Genomic DNA, 23,061 nt, shown 5'->3' on the forward strand with positions numbered 1-23,061 from the left:
ATATTTAATTTTCAATACTATATAACTCGATTTAGAAAATATTTAAGTTTTTCTCAGCGTCATTCACTTTAAATTAACACTTCGTTGACATAGATATTTATTTTATATTTATATTCGTGTAAAATGAAATGAGAACATATATTCTATGTAAGGAGGCAATCAAAATGATAGCTGAAATTGGGAAACTAAATGATGGATATATTGTAAAATTTGAACGCCAATTTCCATATACGGCAGAAGAAGTTTGGTCTGTATTAACAGAAAACAGTAAGCTGAAAAAATGGATGTCCAATTTACAGATTGAAAGCCTTAAAACGGGTGGAATAATAAAGTTCGATATGATGAACGGTTCATTCATAAACATTGATATTTTAGAGTGTCAAGTAAACTCAGTACTTGAATTTACTTGGGATAAAGACCGTGTCCGATTTGAAATACATAAAGAGGAAAATTGTACTCTTTTATTCCTTAAAGAGTACATTCATGAATTAACAGATCATACACCAAGGGATTTAGCTGGTTGGCATATTTGTTTAAATCTTTTTTCTTCTGTTTTAGAAGGAGAAGAGAAAGAATTTTCTAAAGATGAATGGCAACAGTGGTTTGGAATATATAAAGATAAGGTTCTTGAAGTAAGAGGGTAATCACTTTAAAGGTTATATTCATTGTGTAATTATTATATTGCAAATATGCTTTTAATGAGAAATAAGAATAGAGGTTCATATGAAGGTAAATCAATTGATTGCTAGTCGCAATCGGATCAATAAGTGAATTTTTATAACCTAAAGAAGGAAGAGGATATAAAAGTAAATAAAGAAAGATAATTCAAACGTTATAAACAGTTGACCCTCACACAATGTCATTGTTTAAGATAAAGTTGAGCTTCAAAGTAGATGTAACTTATAGGAGGAAATTATGTTTAAAATAGGGGATTTTTCAAAACTATCTTCCATTAGTATACGAATGTTGAGACACTACGATAAAGTGGAATTACTACAACCAGTAAAAGTCGATGAGCAGAGTGGATATCGATTTTATTCAGCAGACCAATTAAAAAAAGTAAATCAAATTCAAACGTTAAAAGCTATGGGGTTTAATATTGCTACCATCAAAGAAATAATAGAATGCGATAATATAGATACCATAAAAGAGCAATTTTTTAATCGTAGTGCTCAAATTAAAGAAGACATGAATAACCTCCAAAAACAATTACGTCTCCTCGAAGACTCAATGAAAATGATGAGAGAGGATGTTGTTGAGATGAATTATCATGTTTCAATAAAAGAAATTCCAGAAAGAACTGTAGCTAGTGTTAGAAAGATTATTCCATCGTATAATTGCGAAGGTGATTTATGGAGTATATTGATGCAAGAAATTCAAATGAAAAATATTAGTATTGCCCATTCGAGTTATAGTATTGCGGTTTTCCATGATCGTGAATACAAAGAAAATGATGTAGATATAGAAATACAGCTAAGTATTCTTGGTAAGCACGAAAATACAAAAGACGTTACATTTAAAAAGATTGAATCAATTCATGTAGCTTCCATAACGGTTAATGGAAGTTATGAACAGATGACAGCTGTAAATGAAGCTGCGGCAAAATGGATTGAGGCAGAGGGTTACAAATTAGTAGGCCCGATGTTTAATATTTATCATGTGAGCCCAGCGATGGAAGCGGATCCTAATAAGTGGGTTACAGAAGTTTGTTATCCAATAAACAAATAAGTAATAAAAAAGGCATGTTTTATGCCTTTTTTATTTTATTAATATCTCAAAATATGTACTTTTCCCTCTTTACAGTTTTCGTATCGGACTATATAAGGCAATAAAGACTTCAATTAATTTAGTAAAAGCAGCTAAAGCAAATATAAATACAGGATTGTAGGCTGAAATAATTCCACCTACTAATGCGCCTAATGGCATAGCTAATCGTGTAAGTACACGAGAAAAACCTAAAACACGTCCTTGCAAATTGGATGGAAAAGTTTCCTGGCGAATTGATGTAACAATCGTATTCCATGTGATATTACATGTCATCGCGATTCCGAAAGCAATTCCGGGAGCAAGCCAATATGTACTCCACAAAGCAAATGTTAACCCAAGCGCTCCTAAAAATAGGAGTAAAGGAATAAGTACACCACGTCGAAATTTCTTTTCTAAAGGAACGGCAATTAAGCTTCCTAAAAGCCCACCTATTCCTATTAAAGTATAATTATAGCCACTTTGTGCGGAGGTAAGATTTAATGTCGATAATAAATAATACATAAGTACACCTAAAACAGCACTTGCTCCAAAGTTACCTACCATAGCTTGAAGTGACAAAGCTATATTTAACCGATCATTTTTGAGCCATTTAAATCCATCAAACAAATCATTTAGTACATTTTGCAATGTTTTTTTATCAGTATTCTTTTTATTTAAGTTTTTCATAGAAGGTAATATAATCACAGCAATTAATGTAGCAATAAATGAAAGAACATTAATCCAAAGTACTTGAAAGCCGCCAATAAAAGATATGAAAAGCCCAGCTATGATTGGACCAAACAAACTAGCCAATTGATTAACCATTTGATATAAAGAATTAGCCTTCGTTAATGATGCACCTGCGATGTGTGGAATGACTGTAACTGTTGTTACATCAAAAAGCATGGACATAACTGCTAAGATAAAAGTAATTACGTATAAATGCCAGACTTCTAATATATGTAATGCATGTAAAATTGGTACGAGACTTACTAAAATAATATTGGTGATATCCGCCATCCAAAGTAACTTTTTTCGATCATATCGATCAACTAGTACACCAACTAAAGGGCCAAATAAAACGATTGGCAATACGTTAACAGCAAATAAAGAACTCATAATTACAGCTGAACCAGTTAATTGATATGCAATCCAAGGCAGTGCAAAAGTATATAGTGAATCCCCGATTCGTGAAATGAGTAAACCAAAAATAAAAATCTTGTATTCTTTTGAAAAAATTGTCTTGACAGTTAATCTTCGTTCTTGTACAAATTTCACAATTGTATGAACCACCTTTAGTAAAGAGGAATTTGAAAATAATCCGTCCAATACGTATTAAATATAGAATTCTGTAAGAAGTTGTTGAATCCTACCTTTATAAGCTTAATTTTATATAAAAGTGTAGGGAATAGAAATTAGGGCGGCTTTTATTGGATGAGGCGGAATGATTCGAGAACAAAAAGGATTGCTAGATAAAGAGTTAATCTTACGACCTTTTCCACAACTTTTGTTTTAGCAGAACTAATAAAAGAGAATCCTATATTACTTCAGCAATGTTTAAATTAGCAACAAAAGCCACTGTAATAAGGGGCTTTTGTCTTAAATAATTTAATGATATGTGTACTCTCCATCTGGAAATAATACATTACCCGTAGTAAAACTATTTTGCATTAAATATAGAACAGTATGTGCAATTTCATTATTATGGCCAGGCCTTTTTACAAGAGAAAGAGATTTATAAGATTCATAAGCATTATCAAGAAATACCACCTAAAGTAGAATATAGCTTAACTGAGCATGGAAAAACAGTCAGTACTGTTTTGGATAGTATGTGTAGTTGGGGAAGAAGACATTTAGAACATATAGTTAAAGATAAACTATAAAATTGTTATGTAAACTAAATGTAGTGCGAAGTGAAATGTTGTTTTAATAATTTTTATTTTATAACATATAATTAAACAGTGTTGCAGGTTATAATACATATTTAATTTATTTTTACAAAAGGGAAATTATAAGGTGAATGAATTAGAGTACAAAAGCTTTTATGATAAAGTAGGAAGATTAAATGGATGGGATTTTAGTAAAATAAAAAGTGAAACTGTAGGAGAAATATGGGACTTTTATGGAGAAGTAAAAGAAAGATGTAAACCATCAGCCACTCTACTTGATGTTGGTACAGGCGGAGGGGAAAATATACTTAATATAGCATCTTCGGCTAAATTGTTAATTGGAATTGATAATTCTAACGGCATGATTGAAACGGCACATTCTAACTTGAAAAAATCAGGTGTACAAAATGTTGAGTTTCTTCAAATGGGTTCTGAAGCTTTAACGTTTCAGAGTGCCCATTTTGATATCGCTTCTAGTTGTCACGCACCGTTTCTAGCATCTGAGTTAGCAAAAGTAATGAAACAAGGTGCCTTTTTCTTAACGCAACAAGTAAGTGAGAATGATAAATTAAACCTGAAAGAAGCATTTGGCAGAGGACAATGCTTAGGTGAACGAGATGGCACTTTAAAAGAAAAGTATATGGATGAACTTATTAGTGCAGGATTTGATCTCGTGCAAGTACGTGAATATGATGTTACTGATTATTACAATACGCCTGAAGATCTCATTTTCTTATTAAAACATACGCCTATTATTCCTAGATTTGGAGAAGAGGAAGAGGATTTTACTATTTTACAAAAGTTCATTGACACGAATAGTTCTGAAAAAGGGATTCATACAAATTCAAAAAGATTTATGATTATCGCTGTTAAATTATAATATATTTTAGCGTAAAAGCTGCTTTTCATTTAAAGAAAAGCAGCTTTTTGTGTGGAAAAGAATACAGGAAATACTTGGAAATAATAGAAATAAATAAAGTGTAAATTGAAAAATCGAAATATAGAGGATGAATGTTTTGAAACGTTACTATATTAACAATGAAAAATTAAACGTACATATTACTGAATGGGGGAATAATGATAAACCTGTTATTTTTTGTTTACATGGATTAGGAAGTACGAGTTTAAGTTTTATAGAAATTGCTGAGGAATTAAAAGAAGAGTATAGATTTATCTCCGTTGATGCACCTGGACATGGTAAAACACCGCCCTTTGAAAGAACGGAAGATTATGAGATGCACAATTTAGCAAATTGGTTAAATGAATTGAGAATCGAACACTTTTATTTTCTATCACATTCATGGGGAAGTTTTGTAGCGTTATTTTATTTGTTACATCATCCAGAAAAAGTACAAGGAAGTATTCTTATTGATGGTGGATATCAAACAAAAAGGCTTCAAGAAGAAACGTTGGAAGAAGAAATTGCTTATTATAAAAAGGACTTTGATGAATACGTTTTTAATAATTGGGACGAATTTTTCAAAAGTGAAAAAGAAGCTTATACTAGGTGGTCTTCATTGTTAGAAGTTGCTGTAAAGGACCTAGGGGTCGAAATGGATAATAAAGTATGGTGGCATGCCAGGGGGAATACAGCTAGTAATATAATAAGAGGTATGCATAAAGATGAAACGATAGATATATATGAGAAGCTGCCGGCTAATATTGTATTACTTCGAGCTACAGTTCCACAAGTTTGGGCGGATTATAGAGATAAGACAGTAAATGTTTTCAAAGAGAAAACTGACAGTATAGTAAAAGTAATTCCTGATACTACCCACATGTTGCACTGGGATAAACCAGAAATTGTTATAGCAGAAATAAAAAATAATTGGAGCTAACATATTCATACTAAAGTTGTAGTTTCTATATGAAAAATCCATCCTTCCGTTTGATTTTATCTATTTATAAGTGTAATACAATACGAATAGATAATAAGAAATGAGGGGGAATGTAAAGTGATTACACATATATCAGATATAAAACTACAAACGGTTTCCATAGAAGGGGTAAAACAAGTTTATAAGGACATATTATCTTTTCCAATAAAAAAAGAAACAGCATCTTTCATTCAATTTGAAGTAACACCTTATACAACAATTAGTTTTCAAGAAGTGTATGAACCAATTGCACCTGCACATTTTGCTTTTGAAATCCCATATTCAAAATTTCATGAAACAGCAAGATGGCTTGAGGAGTCTGGATTACTCATTGCAAAATGGAAAGATGGTCATATAATTGATGAAGAGGAGGGTCGATTCAATTTATACTTTAAAGACGGAGATGGAAATCTACTCGAAATTATCGCGCATAGTTATGTTAAAGAAGATGTATTAGTACCGCAGTCACCTTTAAACATTTTATATGTAAGGGAAATTGGTCTTCCTGTTAAAAGTGTACCTATTTTTAGGGAATGGCTGAAATCAAATCTAAATATGAAAACGATGGAAGACGGGGATATTTTTAACTTTGTAGTTGGTGGCACTGCTTATGTCGTCGCAACTTGGTGGCAGCGACCTTGGATTCCAATCGCGATGAAAGCTCTATCACCGAAAGTACACGTTTCTTTCGGAACACCAGACGTCGCATTTTTACAGCGAATCCAAAATAACTTTAAGAAAAATGGTGTATCATTTGAATGGAAATGTAATGAAGTATCATTTATTGAGCAAGGATATACATTTTCAATTGTGCATACATCAGAGTTTCATTCTGATATTCCTAAACAATTAAACTTACCGCTTTCTATTTAAGGATGAAAAGCGGTAAGTTTTTTGTATATTCGTGAAGAAGGTTTTAACTAGGGTTATAGTGAATTTAAAGAGAAGTACAAGGTGTTATTTTAATTTATGTTAAGGGGAGAAATGAAGTGGTTTTAGGTAATCCGATTGCAAAAGGGAATACAGCAGAAATTTATTTAACTGATGATAAGGTTGTAAAATTATTTAAAGATTACCTCTCAGATACAGAGTCTATAAAGGAAGCAAACAAACAAAAATATGCGTATTCATGCGGGCTGCCAGTTCCAAACGTATTTGAAGTGACAAAGATACACGATAGACAGGCAATTATTATGGAATATGTAAAAGGGGAGAACATTGGTGATCTCCTGCTTAATAATTTGAATGAGGCAGAGCGTTATATCGGCCTTTGTGTTAATGAGCAAAAAAAGATCCATGCTATACGTGTGAATACAGATGAAATGGAGTTAATGAGGAAAAGGTTAGAGCGTCAAATTAAATCTGTACATAATTTGGATGCAAGCAAAAAGAAGAATATATTACAAAAATTAGATTCTATTACATTTGATTTTAGGCTATGTCATGGAGATTTCCATCCATTTAATTTGATTTTGAGTAAGGAAAGAGAAAGTGAAAGTTATAGACTGGGTAGATGCAAGTTCAGGTGATATTCGCGCAGATGTATTTCGAACATACTTGTTGTACTCACAATCTTCGGTAGAATTAGCTGAGATGTATTTACATATATATTGCAGTCGTACCGGCTTATCAAGAGATGAAGTTTTTCAATGGGCTCCTATTATTATTGCAGCTAGATTTTCTGAAAAAGTATCACCGCAAAATGAAGTGTATTTGAAAAGATTATTGAATCAGTATTTATAAGTCATAAAAAAGGCTGTCAGCAAATTAATAAATGCTGTTGTTTAACCAAAGTTTCCTTGTAGTTAAACAACAGCGTTCTTAAATATTGATATAGGTATTCTTATTTTCGATCTTCATCCTATAAAGGTTCATAATCCGTACTTGTTCCTCCGTTAATTCTTCTTTATCCCAATACATATGCATTAAGCTATATTCAAAAATCTCCTTTAATTTAATAAATAATGGAAACTTGTCTATCATCTCTTTTGGTAGTTCATTTTCCTCTTGGTAGCCTTCAAATAGTGCTTTTGTAATAGAATGTTCATAGTCAATGATATTCCCATTTCCAGCAAATGAATATTCTATCGCACTATAAATAGGAACGGCTAAATCGAATATGTAAAAATGTTTTTGGAATGAATCCAAGAGAATATCAACTTAACAAAATGTCTATTCAATCATTTCTTAAACTAAATTTAAATAAAGAAGGGGCGTTTAATATGAATATTTCTAGAAAAATAGAGGTTGAACAGTTGCGAAATAGGAAGAGTGAGCTATTTGATAAAGAGGTACTTAACATATTAAATGGTCAAGTTATGTATGAAGAATTTAAAAATAAAAAGCTAATGGGTGATTCTGATTATGCACCATTTAATGAGGCGATGTGTGTGAACCCTGCTACTACACAAGTTTTTGATGAGGACTTTATTAAAACAAGAGCGGAAGGACATAACAGTTCAGTAGAAAGTTATACAAAAAAGGTCATAAATCCATTAAAAAATCTTTTTACGAAAAAGTATAAATGCATTGTTTTATGGTTTGGTGAAGATATGTTTTGCCAAATGAATCTACTTACTATTTTTTCATATCTAGAACAGTCTTGCTATGAAGGGAAAGTATACTTAAATAGTTTCAGGGAGGATGAATTTAAAGTAAATCAAATTGAACTTGAATTGGGGGATTATTCTACTATATACAATGAAGTATTAGTAAACCATAAAAAGACTTATCATAAAGTACCACCTGTAATGTATCAAGCTATAGATTTATATTTAGAAATGCTAAAAGAAGATAATATCGTAATGAAATTCATCTCTAAAAATAAAGGTTTATCAAATCAAGAATTATTAACAAAGTTGTTTTATCTTTTTCCAACAATCGGATATGGTGATTCTCAGTACATAAAATTGATAAATAAAATAAAGAAGGAAGCTGAACCTAAAATATAGGAACAGCTTCCTTCTTACAATTGTTCAAGTGACTCTAATTCGTCCTCTACAAATAACATTAGTTCTTTAATCGTTTCTCCAGAAAAATCAAAACGAATGCCAGCCGCTTCATATATTGCCGGTAAAGATTTAGAGCTACCTAATGATAAAGCTTTTTTATAATTTTCTATTGCTTGATTAGGATTTTGTTTATATTGTTTATACATTTGCAACGCCCCAAGTTGTGCGATAGCATATTCGATGTAATAGAATGGTAATTCAAATATGTGTAGTACAGGTAACCAGCCAGTTGCAATCCAATTTTCATACCCTTCAATATTTACGACGTTCGATTGGTATGTTTTATGTAATTCTAAATACTTTTCATTTCTTTCTTTAGCGGTATGATTAGGATTTTCATACATCCAATGTTGAAATTGATCAACGATAAGCATTTGTGGTAAGTACTTAACAATATCTTTAAAGAAATCTAATTTTGCTTTTATAAATTCTTCTGTATTCTCATAAAATGTATCCCAATACTCCATCGAAAATAATTCCATTGTCATGCTAGCGAGCTCAGCTGATTCAGAAGGGATTTCTAAATATTTTTGTAGCTCTAGCTGATTCATACACTCATTATGAATACTATGACCCATTTCATGAAGGAAAGTAGTAACGTCATAATGTGTATGATTGAGATTCATGAAAATAAAAGATAGTTGCGAAGCAGGTAAGTATTCACAAAATCCTCCAGGTCCTTTTCCTTTACGACTTTCTAAATCTAAGCAATTATTTTTATGCATACGGCTTAATAATGCAGAAAATTCCGGGTCTAGTTTGTGTAAAATGCGAGAACTTTTTTCGACTAAATCACTCGCATCTTCGATAGGTTTTAATACTTTTTGATTTGGTGCGGTTGCTTTTAAATCCCATGGACGAAGACTATCTACTTGAAGTTCAGATTTTTTCTCATTAAACATTTTATCGATAAGTGGTACTACGTATTCACGAATAGATTCAGCGAGCTCATAGCAATCATCAGGTGTATAATCAAATCGTTCATATTTCTTAAACATGTAATCACGATAATTATCTAATTGAATGTTTTGCGCCTTTTGGTGACGGATTGCAATTAATTCATTTAATATCTGTTGTAATTTATTTTCAACAGATAAAAACTTTTCGGAAATGAGCGTTTTTGCTTTTTTTCGTATATGACGATCCGGATCTTGTAAGTAAGACTGTAGTTCAGTAATTGTTTTCTCTTCACCGTCCCATAGTGCAGTTAAACCACCTGTAATTTCGAAGTACTCTGTTACTAGTTTGTCTTCAGTTATCTCTAAATCAATGTTCTTTTCACAAAATAATGTTTGCGCATTCTTAATTTTTTTGTCTAGTAAGCTATACGTTTTTGGATCAAGTTCCATCCGAAAAGGTGACTCTAAATATTTATTATCAAATGAATTTTGATAACGTTTCAAAAGAGGTCGTACATATTGTTGATCATATTCAAAAGTATCTTTTATTTTTTTATTATTTGTATTACATTGAAAGGCGATATAGTGTGATCTTAATTGTTCTTCGATTTCCCAAATGACTGTAGATTGTTTTTTTAACCAGTTTTCAAGCTCTAGCTTTGAAGAAATCTCTTTATTTAATAAAGTAGAAAGAGTTTTTTCTAATTCTAGAACGTTACTAATATCAATTGTATTTAAGCGCTGCATGACATATCCCTCACTTTTTATTCATTCATGGAGATATTCTACTTATTAATTGTAATTTCCTTGTTAAGAGAAGAAAATGTGAAATAATGTTAAAATTTAAAGTGGTAGAAGGGATGTATTTCTGTTTGCTTAAGAATGAGGAATATTTTTAAGTCCTTGCATAAGGGGTGAAATAATGTATAAGTATTTACATATTTTTAATGATATAGAAAACATGATTCAACATGGAGAAATAAAAGAAGGAAAGAAATTACCGTCTATACGATCGCTTGTTACGCAATATGAATGCAATAAGGCGACAGTTATACGGGCACTACATGAATTAGAAAAGCGTCATATTATTTATTCCGTCCCTCAAAGTGGATACTACGTTGTTCGAAAGTCAGGGAGTTTTGTAGAAAATGATGGGATAATTGATTTTGCTTCCTCAGCACCAGATCCAGATGTTTTTCCATATTTAGATTTTCAACATTGTATTAATAAAGCCATTGATACATATAAAAATGACTTGTTCGTATATGGGACGCCAAAAGGTTTACCGTCTTTAATTCCGGTCATTCAAAAACAATTAGGAAACTATCAAGTCTTCACTAAAGAAGAAAATATTTTTATAACGTCAGGTGTACAGCAGGCGCTAGCAATATTAACCTCAATACCATTTCCAAATGAAAATGAAACGATATTAATTGAACAACCAACATATCATCTATATATTGAATATCTAGAAATAAATAAAATCCCTGTAATCGGTATTAAACGTACGAATGAAGGGATTGACTTAAATGAATTGGAACGTATTTTTCGAACAGGTAAAATAAAATTCTTTTATACAATACCAAGATTTCATCATCCACTTGGAACTTCTTATTCTAAAGATGAGAAAGAAAAAATCGTATTATTGGCTAAGAAATATAATGTATTTATAGTGGAAGATGATTATTTAGCAGATTTAGAAACGGATTCGAAAGCTGATCCGTTATATAGCTTGAATCATGATAATCATGTCATATATTTGAAAAGTTATTCGAAGATCATTTTTCCAGGTTTACGAGTTGGTGTAGCAGTTATTCCACCGATTATTGCGAATGCTTTTTATACATATAAAAAGATTTTAGATATTGATAGCCCAATGATATCTCAAGCTGCTTTAGAAATTTATATAAAGAGTGGCATGTTTGAACGTCATAAAAATAAAATTAAATCTTCCTATCACGATAGATCTAAAAAATTAGCAGAAACACTAGAAAGAACTCATAGTGAAAACCCACTTTTATTCACATATAAAAAGCATAATACAATCGGAATTCATACTTGTTTAAAATTACATAAAACGAGTATTTCAGAAATGTTTTTCCAAAGACTAAGTGAAAAACAAATAAGTATTGATACAATTGATAAAAATTATGTGAGAGGTTTTCCGAAAGAAAGACTATTAAAGTTAAACGTATCGAATGTGAAGGAAGATAGGATGGAAGAAGGAATTCGTAAAATAATGGAGGAAATCAAACAATTGGAACATATAACCTTCCAATTTAAAAAAGAAAAAAATGAAAAAGGAGGTTTGTTGTAAGACGCAAAATAATTCTCTTGTTTGTGTGTATCGCTATAATAATTGGAGCTATCGTTCTAATTAATTATTATAAAAAAGATGATCAATGTATCACGATTGGTAAGTATTCAAGAGGCATTATCGTAGATCAAAATAACGAACCTATATCTAATGTGAAAATTTATGAAGATTCTATTGAAAATAAGGAACACAGTATTTCAAATGCAGAAGGTAAATTTGAAATACCAAATGGTGTTTGTGGTGAGATTGTATTACAATTAGTTACTCCAAATGGAGAAATCTATACGAAGAAATATGATAGCAATCATATACCGAAAGTGATAGAACTGAGTTATAACAAGTAGAAGAAAAGTGTTACGTTAATACTTTTTAGAGCACCTGATTGTTGAGTGCTCTTTTTGTTTAGGACATAATTGTTTTAAATGGAAATAAACTACCAATAGATGATATCTTTAAAGTATAGCATTTATTTTGAATGGGAGGGTGATGGAGTCTATGGGGATACGTATAGTCGATGATTTACAGCAATTATCGTTATTACTAATGTTTTTAAGTACATGTATATTTTACAGATATTTAAAAAAGGTAAGACGAGAGAGAAAATTGACTGGTTTTGAATGGACAATGTATTTTGTCACTCAATTTGCGACATTAATTTGGGCATTTACTTATTTTATTAAACACTTAGCTGAATCGTAATTTCTATTCATTTCAATTAATTTACTGTTATCTATTAGGAATATAAATATAGTCCGTATCTAAAACAATGACAACATCGCTCATGACGTCTTCTCGTAGTAACTTTGGGGTTTTTTCATAGTGATATCGTACACAAAATAAGCTTAGAAGATCTTCGTTAGATAACTCTTCATTTTTCACATTTATATACAGGACGCATTTAATGTTTTAAGGAATTAAGTCAAGGAATAATTACTCCTTTAAAAGTATTTGTCTCATATGAATAATGAACAAAACAAACAGATACTTGTCACATAGCCTACATATGTTTCGACACTAATATGGTAACAGAGCGCGGAGTAACATGTACGGGAATTTTTTATAGGTACAACGGGTTGTGTAAAGTGAGAAGGGGTGTTGCTCTTTCATTATGTACAAATCGTATATTATCTTTCTCAATGTACATATTAAGTAAAGTATTTAATATCACGTACATAAAAGGCGGGGGAATATGGATGGAAATAAGAAAAATGAAGAATTGAGTAAATTTAAGAAACAATGGTTTAATGAAGATAATCAACCAGTAGCTGGTATAGAGCTAGCTTTACCGCCTGATATAGGCAGCATGTTAGACTCGAAATCAGTTGATGATCAAAGTGGAGAAAGTAATAATGAATAAGTTTAATCTATACGCATCCATTTGGGTGCTTTTGTTTTTTTGACAATAGAAAATAGATCATCAAATTCTTATTGAAAAAAGATGGATCTAAATAGATCCATTTTCTATATATGTAAGTTTTAATTTTCACCAAAAAGTTTAAAGTGCATCTAGAATGCTAATAACATTTACCATTAAAGGATTGGGCTATTATGCATATTATTGTTGAAAGCATTATTTTAATTCTCACTGGGATTCTTGCATTAAAAATGACAGGTAGTAAATCTGTTAGCCAAATGACAAGAGCTGAAATCATCATAGTAGTATCAATTGCGCGTATTATTGTAGAGCCTGTATTAAGTAGGAAAGTAGTCCCATCTATATTTGCAGCTGTAATATTTGCAAGCGTACTTCTTATCATTCATTTCTTTGAACTGAAATCAAGGGAGGCGGAACAATTCCTAAATGGCAGTAGCTTTGTAATTGTTGAAAATGGAGAGATTATTAAAGCGAACTTGATGAAGGCAAAAATGTCTGAACAACAACTTTATATGCAATTAAGAGAAAAAGGAATACATGATTTAAAGATTTTGCAGCAAGTTACAGCTGAGCCGAATGGACGTATTGGTTATCAATTAATAGAGAAAGCTCAACCGATAACTTTAGAAATGTTAGAAAAAACATTAGATCAGCACAAAATAAAAAGATAATTTCTTATGTGAAATGCCAATATACAATTGAATTATTGGCATTTTTTATTTTTTCTAAATGTAAAAGTTAATATTTAGAATAGATATTCAGCCAATCTTTAAATTAGATATAGGCTTATTAATATGCTATATTCAATGGAGCTATAGTGACTGTGGTGAAAAAAGCAGCGTTAAAATGAATAGGTCTTTCATGTGATATTAAACATGAGATAAGAATAAGGAGATAAAAATAAAATGGAATTTTGGGAATCAAGTTTTATTGAGAAACAAACAATGTGGGGATTTGAACCTACAGAATCTGCAATTTTGACAAAAGATTTTTTTCTAGAAAAGAACATTAAGGACATATTAGTTCCCGGTATTGGATATGGTAGAAACGCAAAGGTATTTATCGAAAATAGTATAAATGTAACAGGTATTGAAATTTCGAAAACAGCGATCGATTTAGCAAGAGAAAACGGACTAGAAGATGTTAGTATGTATCACGGTACAGTAAACGAAATGCCTTTTGATAATAAACTGTATGATGGGATATTTAGTCATGCACTTCTTCATTTGTTGAATGGACAGGAAAGAGAGAAATTTATTGAAGATTGTTATAATCAGTTAAAACCAGGAGGATATATGGTTTTTACAACTGTTTCTAAAAAAGCTCCCATGTACGGAAAAAGAAAACAGTTGGATAAAGATTATTATGAGATAATGGAAGGTGTAAAAATGTTCTTCTATGATTCTGAATCTATAAAAAAAGATTTTAATCAATATGGATTAGTACAAGTTTCGGAAATTGATGAACCAAATAAGAACATAGTAAATAAACCTTCAATCAATTTCTTAATGATAAAATGTAAGAAAGAACGATAACTAAAAGTTATTAAGAATGATTAAAGATGTTTATATATTGATTATGCACAAATAAAAAGGACAAGCATATAATATAAATACCTTTTAACTTTAAGTAACCTTAACTTTCGTTAATAGGGTATCTCAAAATCCCCAAAAGAGCACTTGCGGAAACAAGTGCTCTTTTATTTTTTTGTTTCATAAATATTTATACTTGCAAATTTCGTGCAATAAAAATAAATCTGAGAGAAATAACCATATCTTTATTATACGATTATTTCTGAACTACAAACGTTATAGCATTTGTTTTTAATTGAATGTGTCTTTCATTACGAACTATATTATAAGCTAATTCTTTTATTTCAACTTTTACTTCTTTCCATCCTTTATAAATACTTTTTAATAGATGTATCATTTCATCAGTTGGGAGATTAATTTCAATTAAAGCTTCTAATTCTTCATTCGTTTTTAAAACAATTTCTTGTATGTTAGAGTTAATAATTAAACAATTAATACCGTCGTTTTTTGTCCCTTGTTTCATAGAATGGAGCACTTTTTTAAAATCTTCTTTTGATTTAACATGCTCTAAACTTGATACTGCAACGATATAATCATAAGCGTTAGAGTCAATATGATAGTTTTCAATTTCTGCTTGTTCTGTTTTTATAACCTCGAATACATCATGTTCTTTGCTATAAGTTTGTAGCTTTGTTAAAGCGGAATTAAGTAAATCAACACATGTAACAGTGCCGCTAGTATTTCTTAATTTTTGTGCAATTGGAATGCTATTTCTACCGACGCCAGAGCCAAGATCAAGTACTTGCAAGTTGTTTTGTCCTTCAAAGTGATCCATCAAGTCCATAACTGTTTTAACCGGTTTGTACAGCCAAGAGCCAATTTCAAATAGTTTATATTGTTCATAGCAAAGGTCGTGATATTTCTTTTCTTCTTGTCTTATGTAATCGATACGGTTCATATTGTTTCAGCCCCAATATTTTTATTGCAAAATTCATATGTAGGACAACCTTTTATATTTGTTTGAATTCGAAAAATACCACCAGCATGTGGATACTCTTTTAATTCGTCATCCGTCATTCTTGTTCTGGCTGTTGTAACATATAAATCTGTTAAATTAGGTCCTCCAAATGTACATGATGTTACATATAAAGCTGGAATTGGAATATTTAATATTTGTTCTCCAGTAGATGGATTCCATCTAGTTATTTTTGAACCTCCCCAATGTGCAATCCATAAACAACCTTCTTCGTCAATTGTCATACCATCAGGTAGACCATCATTTTCAGAGAAATTGATTACATCACTTGGATTATGAATGTCTCCAGTACGTATATTATATTGATAGCGAACCACTTTTTTAGTAGGTGTATCTATAAAGTAAAAGTATGTATGATCAGGTGACCAAGCAATTCCATTTGATGTATTTACATGTGAAACTTTTTTCTCTACACTTAAATTATGATGTAAACAATACAAGGAACCTGCAGCATTCATACCGTATGTATCTGTAGAACCTGCCCAGAAACGACCAGCTGGATCACATTTTCCATCATTGAAACGATTTTCTATTAAATGTGGTTCAGGGTCAAAAATATGTGTCAGTTTTTCGGTATTTACATTAATAGAATAAAAGCCTTTTTCCATAGCTAAGAGTAGTACATCCTCTAAATATGGAACAACACAGCCAATTTGTTGATTGAGTGCAATTACTCGGTTCGTATTAGCGGTAGGATTGTAGATGCATAATTTTCTCTCCATAATATCAACCCAATATAAAAGTTGCTTTTTTTCATTCCAACATGGTCCTTCAGCTAAACTTGCTTTAGCATCTAAAACTAATTCTATATTACTGAACAAGATGTTCACCTCGCGTTATAAGATATTAATATAATTCGATAAGAATAGAGGTAAACCTTTTAGTCAGAGGATATTAAGATTTATACTGTAGAAAAATGACCTTCTCACAAGTGATTAAAAAAGTGTATAAACAAGGAGAGGAAAATGCATATGATGTTTTATGAAATTGTTTGCTTTTCTTGTAAGAATATATTTCGTGTTTACGAAGGCAGTGAAAAATATAAGCGATTTAAAGAGAAACCAAACGGGGCATATTGTTGTGATGAGTGTAGTCATAAAATTCAATTAGAAGCGATAAAGAATTTTTTTAGGTAATTAAACTAAAATTCCGGAAGTCATAACTTAATTTTTATTTTAGAAGATTTTTTAAGAATAATGTCTAAATATAGAATGTAAATAAAGATGAAGTATACACAAAACAATTCGTTTAATCGATAAGTATATATTATGAAAATTGAGTTAGAAATAAAAACGGCAAGCTAGAATTCGCTTGCCGTTTTTTTTATAGTTTTGTATGTATTTGTATACCTTTTGCTTTTTCTTTTTCGTTCTTTACGCGTACAATTAAATTATAAGATCCAGATTTTGGTGCTTCAAAAGAAAGTAAACCTTCTTTTTGAGAAGTGACTTCTTCTTCGTAAATGACCTTATCGTCTTTAGTGATTTGTAATAAAATTGTACCCTCTTCAACGGTTGCATCAAAAGGAAATTGTACATTTCCTTGTTCAGTTTTGATCGTTTGTACATCGTAATACCCTTTCAGGGAGCCAATGTTTAAAGTTGTTTCGCCGTTTTTTTGAACCTTGGTGACTTTTACTGCTGTATTACCACATGCGCTTAATAATACAACAAGAGTTAGAATGAGAAATAAACGTAGTAATTTCATAGTGATCCCCTTTTTATCATTATAAAATTTTTCCAATGCGTAAATTAGTTTATCATTTTTTTATAAATAAATATATACATTAAAACTAAAAGTTGTTATTTAGTGATAATCTCTTATATACCATTTGGTTTCTATTAGTCTAAGAAACTTCAGTACATGTTGAATATTCGATTAATAAAATGTTATAGGAGTTAAATATTTTATCTTACTATTAGATTACTTGAATGAAAAGAAAACACCGAAAGTATATATAAAAGCAGGTACTTTCGGTGTTTTCTTTTTTACTATCGTGAATACATTTTCGGACATTCATCACCACTTGGTTCATAAAAACAATGGCTTTTAAACTGTCCTACAAATGGCTGATTATACCATTCAGGTGGACAAGCTCCAACTGGACGGAAATACCAAAGAGCCCATCGTGCAGGCCAGCGCCATTCACCTTGTAAAACTTTTCGTGCGATTTCTTTTTCTGATTCACGAGCGCGTTGGTAAAAATATCCATATTGTACTGCTTCAAATCCGCCGGGGCTTTGATATACAGCGTCTCGTACGGTACGGAGTTGTTTAAAATCTAAGCAATCACAAAATACACGGTTTACTACAACGCATCCAACTAACTCCTCACCTTGGTGACCTTCGCCCTCAGCTTCAGCACGAATTAAACGAGCTAGTAAATCAACATCACTTTCGTTGTATGGAATAAGGGGCATAGTGATACCACCTTTCTGTTATAGTAAAGAGTGTATGTTATAAAACAATCTGCGTGCTTTTTTACATAAAAATAACATTTAATTTTAAGAGGAGCTTGTATAAAAAAAGCTAATTAGTAATAGTAGATAAATATAAAAGGGAGAGGTATTATGTATCGAATTCATAAAGACCATATCATTTACTCAATGTCACCAGAGAATAAGCCGTGTATGGAAGTGGAAATTGGGAGCAGTCTTGTATTTGAAACATATGATTGCTTTGAAAATCAAATCGATTCTGAAGATATTGTGTTTCAAGAATTAGATTGGAATCGAATTAATCCAGCGACTGGACCTGTATATATTAAAGGAGCAGAACCTGGCGATATATTAGTTGTAACGATTGAAAAAATTAAAATTGCAGAGCAGGGCGTTTTAACTACAGGTGCAAACCTTGGTGTAATGGGGGATGAGTTAAATGAAAATACAGTGAAAATTGTCCCAATACATAACGAACATGTTTTGTTTTCAAGTGAACTACAAATCCCGATTAATCCAATGATTGGGGTAATTGGTACTGCACCGAAAGAAAAGAGCATTTCATGTGGCACACCGCATGATCACGGCGGGAATATGGACTGTAAAGAAATTAAAGAAGGAACAACATTACTACTACCAGTTAATGTCCCAGGAGCACTATTAACGTTAGGTGATTTACACGCAGCAATGGGTGATGGTGAAATTGGTGTTAGTGGTGTAGAGGTTGCTGGTGAGGTAACGGTAACAGTTCAAATTATAAAAGGAAAGAAATGGCCGTTACCAATGGCTATTCAAAAAGAAAAAATGATGACGATTGCTTCAGAGAAATTGTTAGATGATGCAGCAAGTCGTGCTGTACATAATATGGTGAAATTTTTACATGAAGAATTAGCAATGTCTAAAGCTGATGCAACTCTTTTATTATCGGCAGCAGGTAATTTAAAAGTTTGCCAAGTTGTGGATCCGTTGAAAACGGCGCGTATGGAATTAGGGATGGATTATGTGGAGAAACTAGGATTTACTTTTAGTAAATTTCATATTAAATAGATAAGGGACGAAAAAGGATACTTTTGTATAAAAGCATCCTTTTTTAATTTACGGATTTTGTGAAAAGGGGTAGTATTTATTTTATATAAGTATATTTGAGAATGTGGATTAAAAAGGAGTTCAATAATGGTCAAAATTATGATTGTAGAAGACGATATGAAAATTGCAGAACTATTATCAACACATGTCGCGAAATATGGTTATCAAGGAGTTATTGTATCGGACTTTCAAAATGTATTAGACATTTTTTTAGATGAACAACCAGAGTTAGTTTTATTAGATATTAATTTACCGAGTTTTGATGGGTACTTTTGGTGTCGTCAAATTCGCGGTGTTTCTACATGTCCGATACTATTCATTTCGGCCCGTGAAGGCACGATGGATCAAGTTATGGCGTTAGAAAATGGTGGCGATGATTTTATTCCGAAGCCTTTTCATTATGAAGTTGTAGTGGCGAAAATTCGTAGTCATTTAAGACGTGCATATGGAGATTATGCACCGAAACTAGAAGAGCGAATGATTGAGCAACAAGGCCTTTGTTTATATCCTGAAAGACTTGTATTGAAACTTAGAAACGAAGAGATTGATATAACGAGAAACGAAGCTATTTTATTAGAGACATTAATGAAAAATTATCCGCGTGTTGTGAGTAGAGAAGTGTTACTTAATAAATTATGGGATAGTGAATCTTATGTTGATGATAATACATTAAGTGTAAATACAACACGTGTGCGTAAAAAGTTACAAACGTTACATATAGAAGGTGCGATTGAAACGATTCGTAGTGTTGGATATAGATTGCATATTACTTGGGATACTGGTATAGAAAAATGATAAGGTTGTTTATACGTGATCATATACCACTTATTTGCTTTACTATAATTCAACTACTAGCTATATTTCTCGTATATTGGTTTGATGGGCATAATCATATTACAACGGCGTTATATGCAATGTTTCTAGGTGTTTTCTTTATAGGAAGTTATTTAGTGTTTCGTTATTTTACACATCGTTCTTTTTATGAGCGCTTAGCAAACCCGATGCAATCTTTGGATGAATCTGTTCAAAAATCTGATTTTGCAGCTGTATCGGCTGCTCTTCAAGAACTACTTGAGGTGCAATATCGACATTATCAAAATCAGCTGCAAATGCAAGAGAGAAAAAATAATGACCATTTAACCTTTATGAATCAGTGGATTCATCAAATGAAAACACCTTTATCTGTAATAGAATTAATTACACAGGATGAAGTAGATTCACGTTTTGAAAGTATAAATGAGGAAACTGATCGATTAAAAAAGGGATTAGAAATGGCTCTGTATGTCGCACGTTTAGAAGCATTTACACAAGATTTTTATGTAGAAAGAGTACAACTACATAAAATAGTGAATGATTCGGTACATGAGCATAAACGGTTCTTTATCCGGAATTTTGTATATCCAGAGCTTGAAATTGATAAGGACATTACTGTAGAAAGTGATGCGAAATGGTTACAATTTTTAATTGGGCAAATACTATCGAATGCGATTAAATATTCATCAGGTAGTAGAGAAAAGATTAAAGTGAAAGCTTGTAAGGAAGGTAATACCGTTATACTTGAAATTGCTGATAATGGCGTAGGTATACCGAAGCAAGATTTACCAAGAGTCTTCAAACCTTTCTTTACAGGAGAAAACGGTAGAGATTTTAAAGAATCAACAGGAATGGGGCTATATCTCGTATATGAAATTACGAAGCAATTAGGACATAGTGTAGAAATCCATTCAGAAGTTGATAAAGGTACGGTAGTACGAGTAATATTTTTTAATGTGTAAAAAGTGATCAAGGCTAAAGAACGTTGGAGATAAGTTTTTTAGCCTTGTTTTGTATTTTTTAAAAAGTTTTCATATGAATAAATGATACAAATTAGTAAAAATTAAAGATATGAGCACATGAAATTGTAAAAATAAACTTGAAGAAAAATAATTGCTTTTGAAGTACAAATAATAATATTTACGCATACAGTATTATCATGGTACAATATGGTTATTAATGACAGAAAGGAATGATAGGTGGACGATGATTAACTAATCTTATTTTTAAATGTTGAAATTCAATAAATTTCAATTTCTAAAAAATAGGATTAGTCTGCCCAATTTCCATAGAACGGTATTGCTATTTATGTTACGTAATAGCTTATTTGGGTGTAAATATTTTAACGACTAATCCTGCCAAATTTATTTGGGAGGATTTTTTTATTCTCCCTTAATGAAAGGGATCGGTATTATGAAAGAACTATTAAAATTAAATGATGTTTATGTTGAAATAAAAGAAAATATGTTGTTAGAGAAAATGAATGTGACAGTAAAACAAGGGGATGTTATCGGATTAATTGGTAAAAACGGTGCTGGTAAATCAACGTTACTTCAATTAATAAATGGAAAGATTGAGCCTTCAAAAGGGATTGTTGAATGGCAGCAAATGAATATGACAACCGCATATGTTGAGCAAGAAATAGAATCTTTTATTAGTAATGATGTAATTGCAAAAGAAGCAGAACTTCTTGCGAAATGGGGCGTGCCAACGAACGATTTTCATACTTTAAGTGGTGGTGAAAAGCTGAAAATTCGATTAGCAAAAGGATTTGCTGAAAATCCTAATGTCTTAATATTAGACGAACCGACAAATCATTTAGATGAGATCAGTACGGGATTTCTCATTAAACAAATAAAAAACATGAAAGGTACAGTTATCGTTGTATCACATGATCGATATTTTTTAGATGTTGTCGCAACAAAAATATGGTCAATTGAGGACAAAAAATTAATTGAGCATAGTGGTAATTATACGAGCTACATGAAAGCACGTGAGCAAAAAAGAAAGTCGCAGCAGCGTGAATATGAAAAGCAGCAAAAAAAGATAGAACAAGTAGAAACACATATAAAAGAATTGAGTTCATGGTCACAAAAGGCACACGCGCAGTCTACAAAACAAGAAGGTGTGAAAGAATTCTATCGTGTAAAAGCGAAGCGAATGGATGCACAAGTGAAGTCAAAACGAAAACGACTTGAAAAAGAGCTGGAGAAAACGAAAGTAGAACGTGTGAAAGAAGAGTATTCAGTTGAGTTTTCTATTCAAGCGAACAAAAAAGTAGGAAAACGCTTTTTAGAAGTAAAGCAATTAAAAAAAGACTTTCATGGGAAAGTATTATTTGAAAACGTTAATTTTACAATTCAGCACGGTGAGAAAGTTGCGATTGTTGGACCAAACGGTAGTGGGAAAACAACATTACTGAAGATGATTATGGGAATGGAAACTGCTGAAGGAGAAATATGGATTTCACCTTCAGCAAACATCGGCTATTTAACACAAGAAGTTTTTGATTTACCGCTTGATAAAACACCAGAAAATTTATTTTTTAAAGAGACGTTTGAAGAACGAGGAAAAGTCCAAAATTTAATGAAACATTTAGGATTCCAAGCGTCTCAATGGAAAGAGCCGATTGAGCATATGAGTATGGGAGAAAGAGTAAAGTGTAAGCTAATGGCTTATATTTTAGATGAAAAAGATGTACTCATTTTAGACGAACCGACGAATCACTTGGATCTACCTTCACGTGAACAACTTGAAAATACATTAGCTGAGTATAACGGAACATTAGTAATTGTATCTCACGATCGATATTTTCTGGAGAAAACAACTAACACAAAACTCGTGTTTTCAAACAATACGATACAAAAGCAGCTAGAAGAACCTACTAAAACAAGAGATGATATTGAAGAGCTACGTTTAACGTTAGAAACAGAGAGACAAGAAGTATTAGGGAAATTAAGCTTTTTAACTTCTAAAGACAAAGAATATAAAGCACTGGATGAACGGTTTATTGAACTTACGAAGCAGATTAAGGAGCTATAA

At 31.5% G+C, this 23,061-nt stretch carries 24 protein-coding genes and 3 pseudogenes; 19 read left to right on the forward strand and 8 right to left on the reverse strand.

Going from position 1 to position 23,061, the window contains the following annotated elements; genetic code table 11:
* Positions 1-164 precede the first annotated feature (164 nt).
* Both MHB52_RS13165 and MHB52_RS13170 read left to right on the forward strand, forming a co-directional pair.
* A complete protein-coding gene (locus MHB52_RS13165; protein ID WP_016117963.1) occupies positions 165-644 on the forward strand; it encodes an SRPBCC family protein in 480 nt (159 codons plus the stop codon).
* Positions 645-915: 271 nt separating this feature from the next.
* Positions 916-1,728: a MerR family transcriptional regulator gene (locus tag MHB52_RS13170; RefSeq protein WP_044797383.1), complete on the forward strand. Its 813-nt coding sequence runs from the start codon at positions 916-918 to the stop codon at positions 1,726-1,728.
* 69 nt (positions 1,729-1,797) lie between these two features.
* Here the strand turns inward: MHB52_RS13170 and MHB52_RS13175 are convergent, their stop codons facing one another.
* Both MHB52_RS13175 and MHB52_RS13180 read right to left on the reverse strand, forming a co-directional pair.
* Positions 1,798-3,024, reverse strand: coding sequence for an MFS transporter (locus MHB52_RS13175; protein ID WP_061664635.1), 1,227 nt, complete (start codon positions 3,022-3,024; stop codon positions 1,798-1,800).
* 330 nt (positions 3,025-3,354) lie between these two features.
* Positions 3,355-3,498, reverse strand: a pseudogene (locus MHB52_RS13180) (SDR family oxidoreductase); the annotation flags it as partial.
* Here MHB52_RS13180 and MHB52_RS13185 point away from each other — a divergent pair.
* The 5 genes and pseudogenes from MHB52_RS13185 to MHB52_RS13205 form a co-directional block, all read left to right on the forward strand.
* Positions 3,495-3,629: pseudogene (locus MHB52_RS13185) on the forward strand (winged helix-turn-helix transcriptional regulator); the annotation flags it as partial. The pseudogenes MHB52_RS13180 and MHB52_RS13185 overlap by 4 nt on opposite strands.
* Before the next feature lie 133 nt (positions 3,630-3,762).
* Entirely contained in the window at positions 3,763-4,515 is a 753-nt protein-coding gene (locus tag MHB52_RS13190; RefSeq protein WP_061664633.1) for a class I SAM-dependent methyltransferase, read from the forward strand.
* Between the two features lie 136 nt (positions 4,516-4,651).
* Positions 4,652-5,473: an alpha/beta fold hydrolase gene (locus MHB52_RS13195; protein ID WP_061664631.1), complete on the forward strand. Its 822-nt coding sequence runs from the start codon at positions 4,652-4,654 to the stop codon at positions 5,471-5,473.
* Positions 5,474-5,590: 117 nt separating this feature from the next.
* The gene (locus MHB52_RS13200) at positions 5,591-6,385 is read left to right on the forward strand and encodes a VOC family protein (RefSeq protein WP_061664629.1); all 795 of its coding nucleotides are present in this window, start codon (positions 5,591-5,593) and stop codon (positions 6,383-6,385) included.
* A 116-nt stretch (positions 6,386-6,501) separates the two neighbouring features.
* Positions 6,502-7,255 (forward strand): annotated as a pseudogene (locus MHB52_RS13205) (aminoglycoside phosphotransferase family protein).
* 78 nt (positions 7,256-7,333) lie between these two features.
* Here the strand turns inward: MHB52_RS13205 and MHB52_RS13210 are convergent.
* Positions 7,334-7,660, reverse strand: a complete 327-nt coding sequence (locus MHB52_RS13210; protein WP_002061429.1) for a hypothetical protein — start codon at positions 7,658-7,660, stop codon at positions 7,334-7,336.
* On the opposite strand from MHB52_RS13210, the gene MHB52_RS13215 reads away from it, so the two are divergent.
* Complete coding sequence (locus tag MHB52_RS13215; RefSeq protein WP_137026215.1) at positions 7,651-8,463, forward strand: AraC family transcriptional regulator; 813 nt, start codon at positions 7,651-7,653, stop codon at positions 8,461-8,463. The two genes, MHB52_RS13210 and MHB52_RS13215, sit on opposite strands and share 10 nt — an antisense overlap.
* A gap of 14 nt (positions 8,464-8,477) precedes the next feature.
* Here the strand turns inward: MHB52_RS13215 and MHB52_RS13220 are convergent, their stop codons facing one another.
* Positions 8,478-10,169: a M3 family oligoendopeptidase gene (locus tag MHB52_RS13220; protein ID WP_016117974.1), complete on the reverse strand. Its 1,692-nt coding sequence runs from the start codon at positions 10,167-10,169 to the stop codon at positions 8,478-8,480.
* Between the two features lie 175 nt (positions 10,170-10,344).
* Between MHB52_RS13220 and MHB52_RS13225 the strand changes: the two genes are divergently transcribed.
* The 6 genes from MHB52_RS13225 (at position 10,345) to MHB52_RS13250 (ending at position 14,649) form a co-directional block, all read left to right on the forward strand.
* On the forward strand, positions 10,345-11,739 hold the full coding sequence (locus MHB52_RS13225; RefSeq protein ID WP_061664627.1) for an aminotransferase-like domain-containing protein: 1,395 nt from the start codon (positions 10,345-10,347) through the stop codon (positions 11,737-11,739).
* Positions 11,740-11,762: 23 nt separating this feature from the next.
* Positions 11,763-12,083: a carboxypeptidase regulatory-like domain-containing protein gene (locus MHB52_RS13230; RefSeq protein ID WP_061664625.1), complete on the forward strand. Its 321-nt coding sequence runs from the start codon at positions 11,763-11,765 to the stop codon at positions 12,081-12,083.
* Positions 12,084-12,234: 151 nt separating this feature from the next.
* On the forward strand, positions 12,235-12,438 hold the full coding sequence (locus MHB52_RS13235; protein ID WP_016117977.1) for a hypothetical protein: 204 nt from the start codon (positions 12,235-12,237) through the stop codon (positions 12,436-12,438).
* A gap of 490 nt (positions 12,439-12,928) precedes the next feature.
* Positions 12,929-13,096, forward strand: coding sequence for a hypothetical protein (locus MHB52_RS13240; RefSeq protein ID WP_000348947.1), 168 nt, complete (start codon positions 12,929-12,931; stop codon positions 13,094-13,096).
* Between the two features lie 191 nt (positions 13,097-13,287).
* On the forward strand, positions 13,288-13,785 hold the full coding sequence (locus MHB52_RS13245; protein WP_000547582.1) for a DUF421 domain-containing protein: 498 nt from the start codon (positions 13,288-13,290) through the stop codon (positions 13,783-13,785).
* Between the two features lie 234 nt (positions 13,786-14,019).
* Entirely contained in the window at positions 14,020-14,649 is a 630-nt protein-coding gene (locus tag MHB52_RS13250) for a class I SAM-dependent methyltransferase (protein ID WP_016117978.1), read from the forward strand.
* A gap of 253 nt (positions 14,650-14,902) precedes the next feature.
* Here MHB52_RS13250 and MHB52_RS13255 read toward each other — a convergent pair whose 3' ends face one another.
* The gene (locus tag MHB52_RS13255) at positions 14,903-15,604 is read right to left on the reverse strand and encodes a class I SAM-dependent methyltransferase (RefSeq protein ID WP_001079461.1); all 702 of its coding nucleotides are present in this window, start codon (positions 15,602-15,604) and stop codon (positions 14,903-14,905) included.
* Positions 15,601-16,503 carry an SMP-30/gluconolactonase/LRE family protein gene (locus MHB52_RS13260; protein ID WP_000492422.1) on the reverse strand — a complete coding sequence of 301 codons (903 nt, stop codon included), beginning with the start codon at positions 16,501-16,503 and terminating at the stop codon, positions 15,601-15,603. The genes MHB52_RS13255 and MHB52_RS13260 overlap by 4 nt, the downstream gene beginning before the upstream one ends.
* 144 nt (positions 16,504-16,647) lie before the next feature.
* Here MHB52_RS13260 and MHB52_RS13265 point away from each other — a divergent pair, with 144 nt between their 5' ends.
* The gene (locus MHB52_RS13265) at positions 16,648-16,818 is read left to right on the forward strand and encodes a DUF2197 domain-containing protein (protein WP_000551047.1); all 171 of its coding nucleotides are present in this window, start codon (positions 16,648-16,650) and stop codon (positions 16,816-16,818) included.
* A gap of 187 nt (positions 16,819-17,005) precedes the next feature.
* Here MHB52_RS13265 and MHB52_RS13270 read toward each other — a convergent pair whose 3' ends face one another.
* Both MHB52_RS13270 and MHB52_RS13275 read right to left on the reverse strand, forming a co-directional pair.
* Entirely contained in the window at positions 17,006-17,389 is a 384-nt protein-coding gene (locus MHB52_RS13270; RefSeq protein WP_000771814.1) for a BA_1872 family lipoprotein, read from the reverse strand.
* A 284-nt stretch (positions 17,390-17,673) separates the two neighbouring features.
* Positions 17,674-18,102: a cell wall hydrolase gene (locus MHB52_RS13275; RefSeq protein WP_061664623.1), complete on the reverse strand. Its 429-nt coding sequence runs from the start codon at positions 18,100-18,102 to the stop codon at positions 17,674-17,676.
* 150 nt (positions 18,103-18,252) lie between these two features.
* Here MHB52_RS13275 and MHB52_RS13280 point away from each other — a divergent pair, with 150 nt between their 5' ends.
* From MHB52_RS13280 to abc-f, 4 genes are all read left to right on the forward strand, one after another.
* Complete coding sequence (locus MHB52_RS13280; protein WP_016117979.1) at positions 18,253-19,167, forward strand: acetamidase/formamidase family protein; 915 nt, start codon at positions 18,253-18,255, stop codon at positions 19,165-19,167.
* Positions 19,168-19,293: 126 nt separating this feature from the next.
* A complete protein-coding gene (locus MHB52_RS13285) occupies positions 19,294-20,001 on the forward strand; it encodes a response regulator transcription factor (RefSeq protein WP_000238990.1) in 708 nt (235 codons plus the stop codon).
* Positions 19,998-20,981, forward strand: coding sequence for a sensor histidine kinase (locus MHB52_RS13290; RefSeq protein ID WP_061664621.1), 984 nt, complete (start codon positions 19,998-20,000; stop codon positions 20,979-20,981). Before MHB52_RS13285 ends, MHB52_RS13290 begins: the two co-directional genes overlap by 4 nt.
* Before the next feature lie 451 nt (positions 20,982-21,432).
* Positions 21,433-23,061, forward strand: a complete 1,629-nt coding sequence (abc-f, locus tag MHB52_RS13295) for a ribosomal protection-like ABC-F family protein (protein ID WP_016117980.1) — start codon at positions 21,433-21,435, stop codon at positions 23,059-23,061.

The organism is Bacillus sp. FSL K6-0073, assembly GCF_038006085.1.
GTDB lineage: Bacteria > Bacillota > Bacilli > Bacillales > Bacillaceae_G > Bacillus_A > Bacillus_A cereus.

Excerpts from the sequence above, each read along its gene's own strand:
- MHB52_RS13270 (WP_000771814.1), bottom strand. The coding sequence starts at position 17,389 with ATGAAATTACTACGTTTATTTCTCATTCTAACTCTTGTTGTATTATTA.
- MHB52_RS13290 (WP_061664621.1), top strand. The coding sequence starts at position 19,998 with ATGATAAGGTTGTTTATACGTGATCATATACCACTTATTTGCTTTACT.
- MHB52_RS13165 (WP_016117963.1), top strand. The coding sequence starts at position 165 with ATGATAGCTGAAATTGGGAAACTAAATGATGGATATATTGTAAAATTT.
- MHB52_RS13265 (WP_000551047.1), top strand. The coding sequence starts at position 16,648 with ATGCATATGATGTTTTATGAAATTGTTTGCTTTTCTTGTAAGAATATA.
- MHB52_RS13250 (WP_016117978.1), top strand. The coding sequence starts at position 14,020 with ATGGAATTTTGGGAATCAAGTTTTATTGAGAAACAAACAATGTGGGGA.
- abc-f (WP_016117980.1), top strand. The coding sequence starts at position 21,433 with ATGAAAGAACTATTAAAATTAAATGATGTTTATGTTGAAATAAAAGAA.
- MHB52_RS13225 (WP_061664627.1), top strand. The coding sequence starts at position 10,345 with ATGTATAAGTATTTACATATTTTTAATGATATAGAAAACATGATTCAA.
- MHB52_RS13285 (WP_000238990.1), top strand. The coding sequence starts at position 19,294 with ATGGTCAAAATTATGATTGTAGAAGACGATATGAAAATTGCAGAACTA.
- MHB52_RS13245 (WP_000547582.1), top strand. The coding sequence starts at position 13,288 with ATGCATATTATTGTTGAAAGCATTATTTTAATTCTCACTGGGATTCTT.
- MHB52_RS13240 (WP_000348947.1), top strand. The coding sequence starts at position 12,929 with ATGGATGGAAATAAGAAAAATGAAGAATTGAGTAAATTTAAGAAACAA.
- MHB52_RS13170 (WP_044797383.1), top strand. The coding sequence starts at position 916 with ATGTTTAAAATAGGGGATTTTTCAAAACTATCTTCCATTAGTATACGA.
- MHB52_RS13255 (WP_001079461.1), bottom strand. The coding sequence starts at position 15,604 with ATGAACCGTATCGATTACATAAGACAAGAAGAAAAGAAATATCACGAC.
- MHB52_RS13220 (WP_016117974.1), bottom strand. The coding sequence starts at position 10,169 with ATGCAGCGCTTAAATACAATTGATATTAGTAACGTTCTAGAATTAGAA.
- MHB52_RS13280 (WP_016117979.1), top strand. The coding sequence starts at position 18,253 with ATGTATCGAATTCATAAAGACCATATCATTTACTCAATGTCACCAGAG.
- MHB52_RS13275 (WP_061664623.1), bottom strand. The coding sequence starts at position 18,102 with ATGCCCCTTATTCCATACAACGAAAGTGATGTTGATTTACTAGCTCGT.
- MHB52_RS13235 (WP_016117977.1), top strand. The coding sequence starts at position 12,235 with ATGGGGATACGTATAGTCGATGATTTACAGCAATTATCGTTATTACTA.
- MHB52_RS13215 (WP_137026215.1), top strand. The coding sequence starts at position 7,651 with ATGAATCCAAGAGAATATCAACTTAACAAAATGTCTATTCAATCATTT.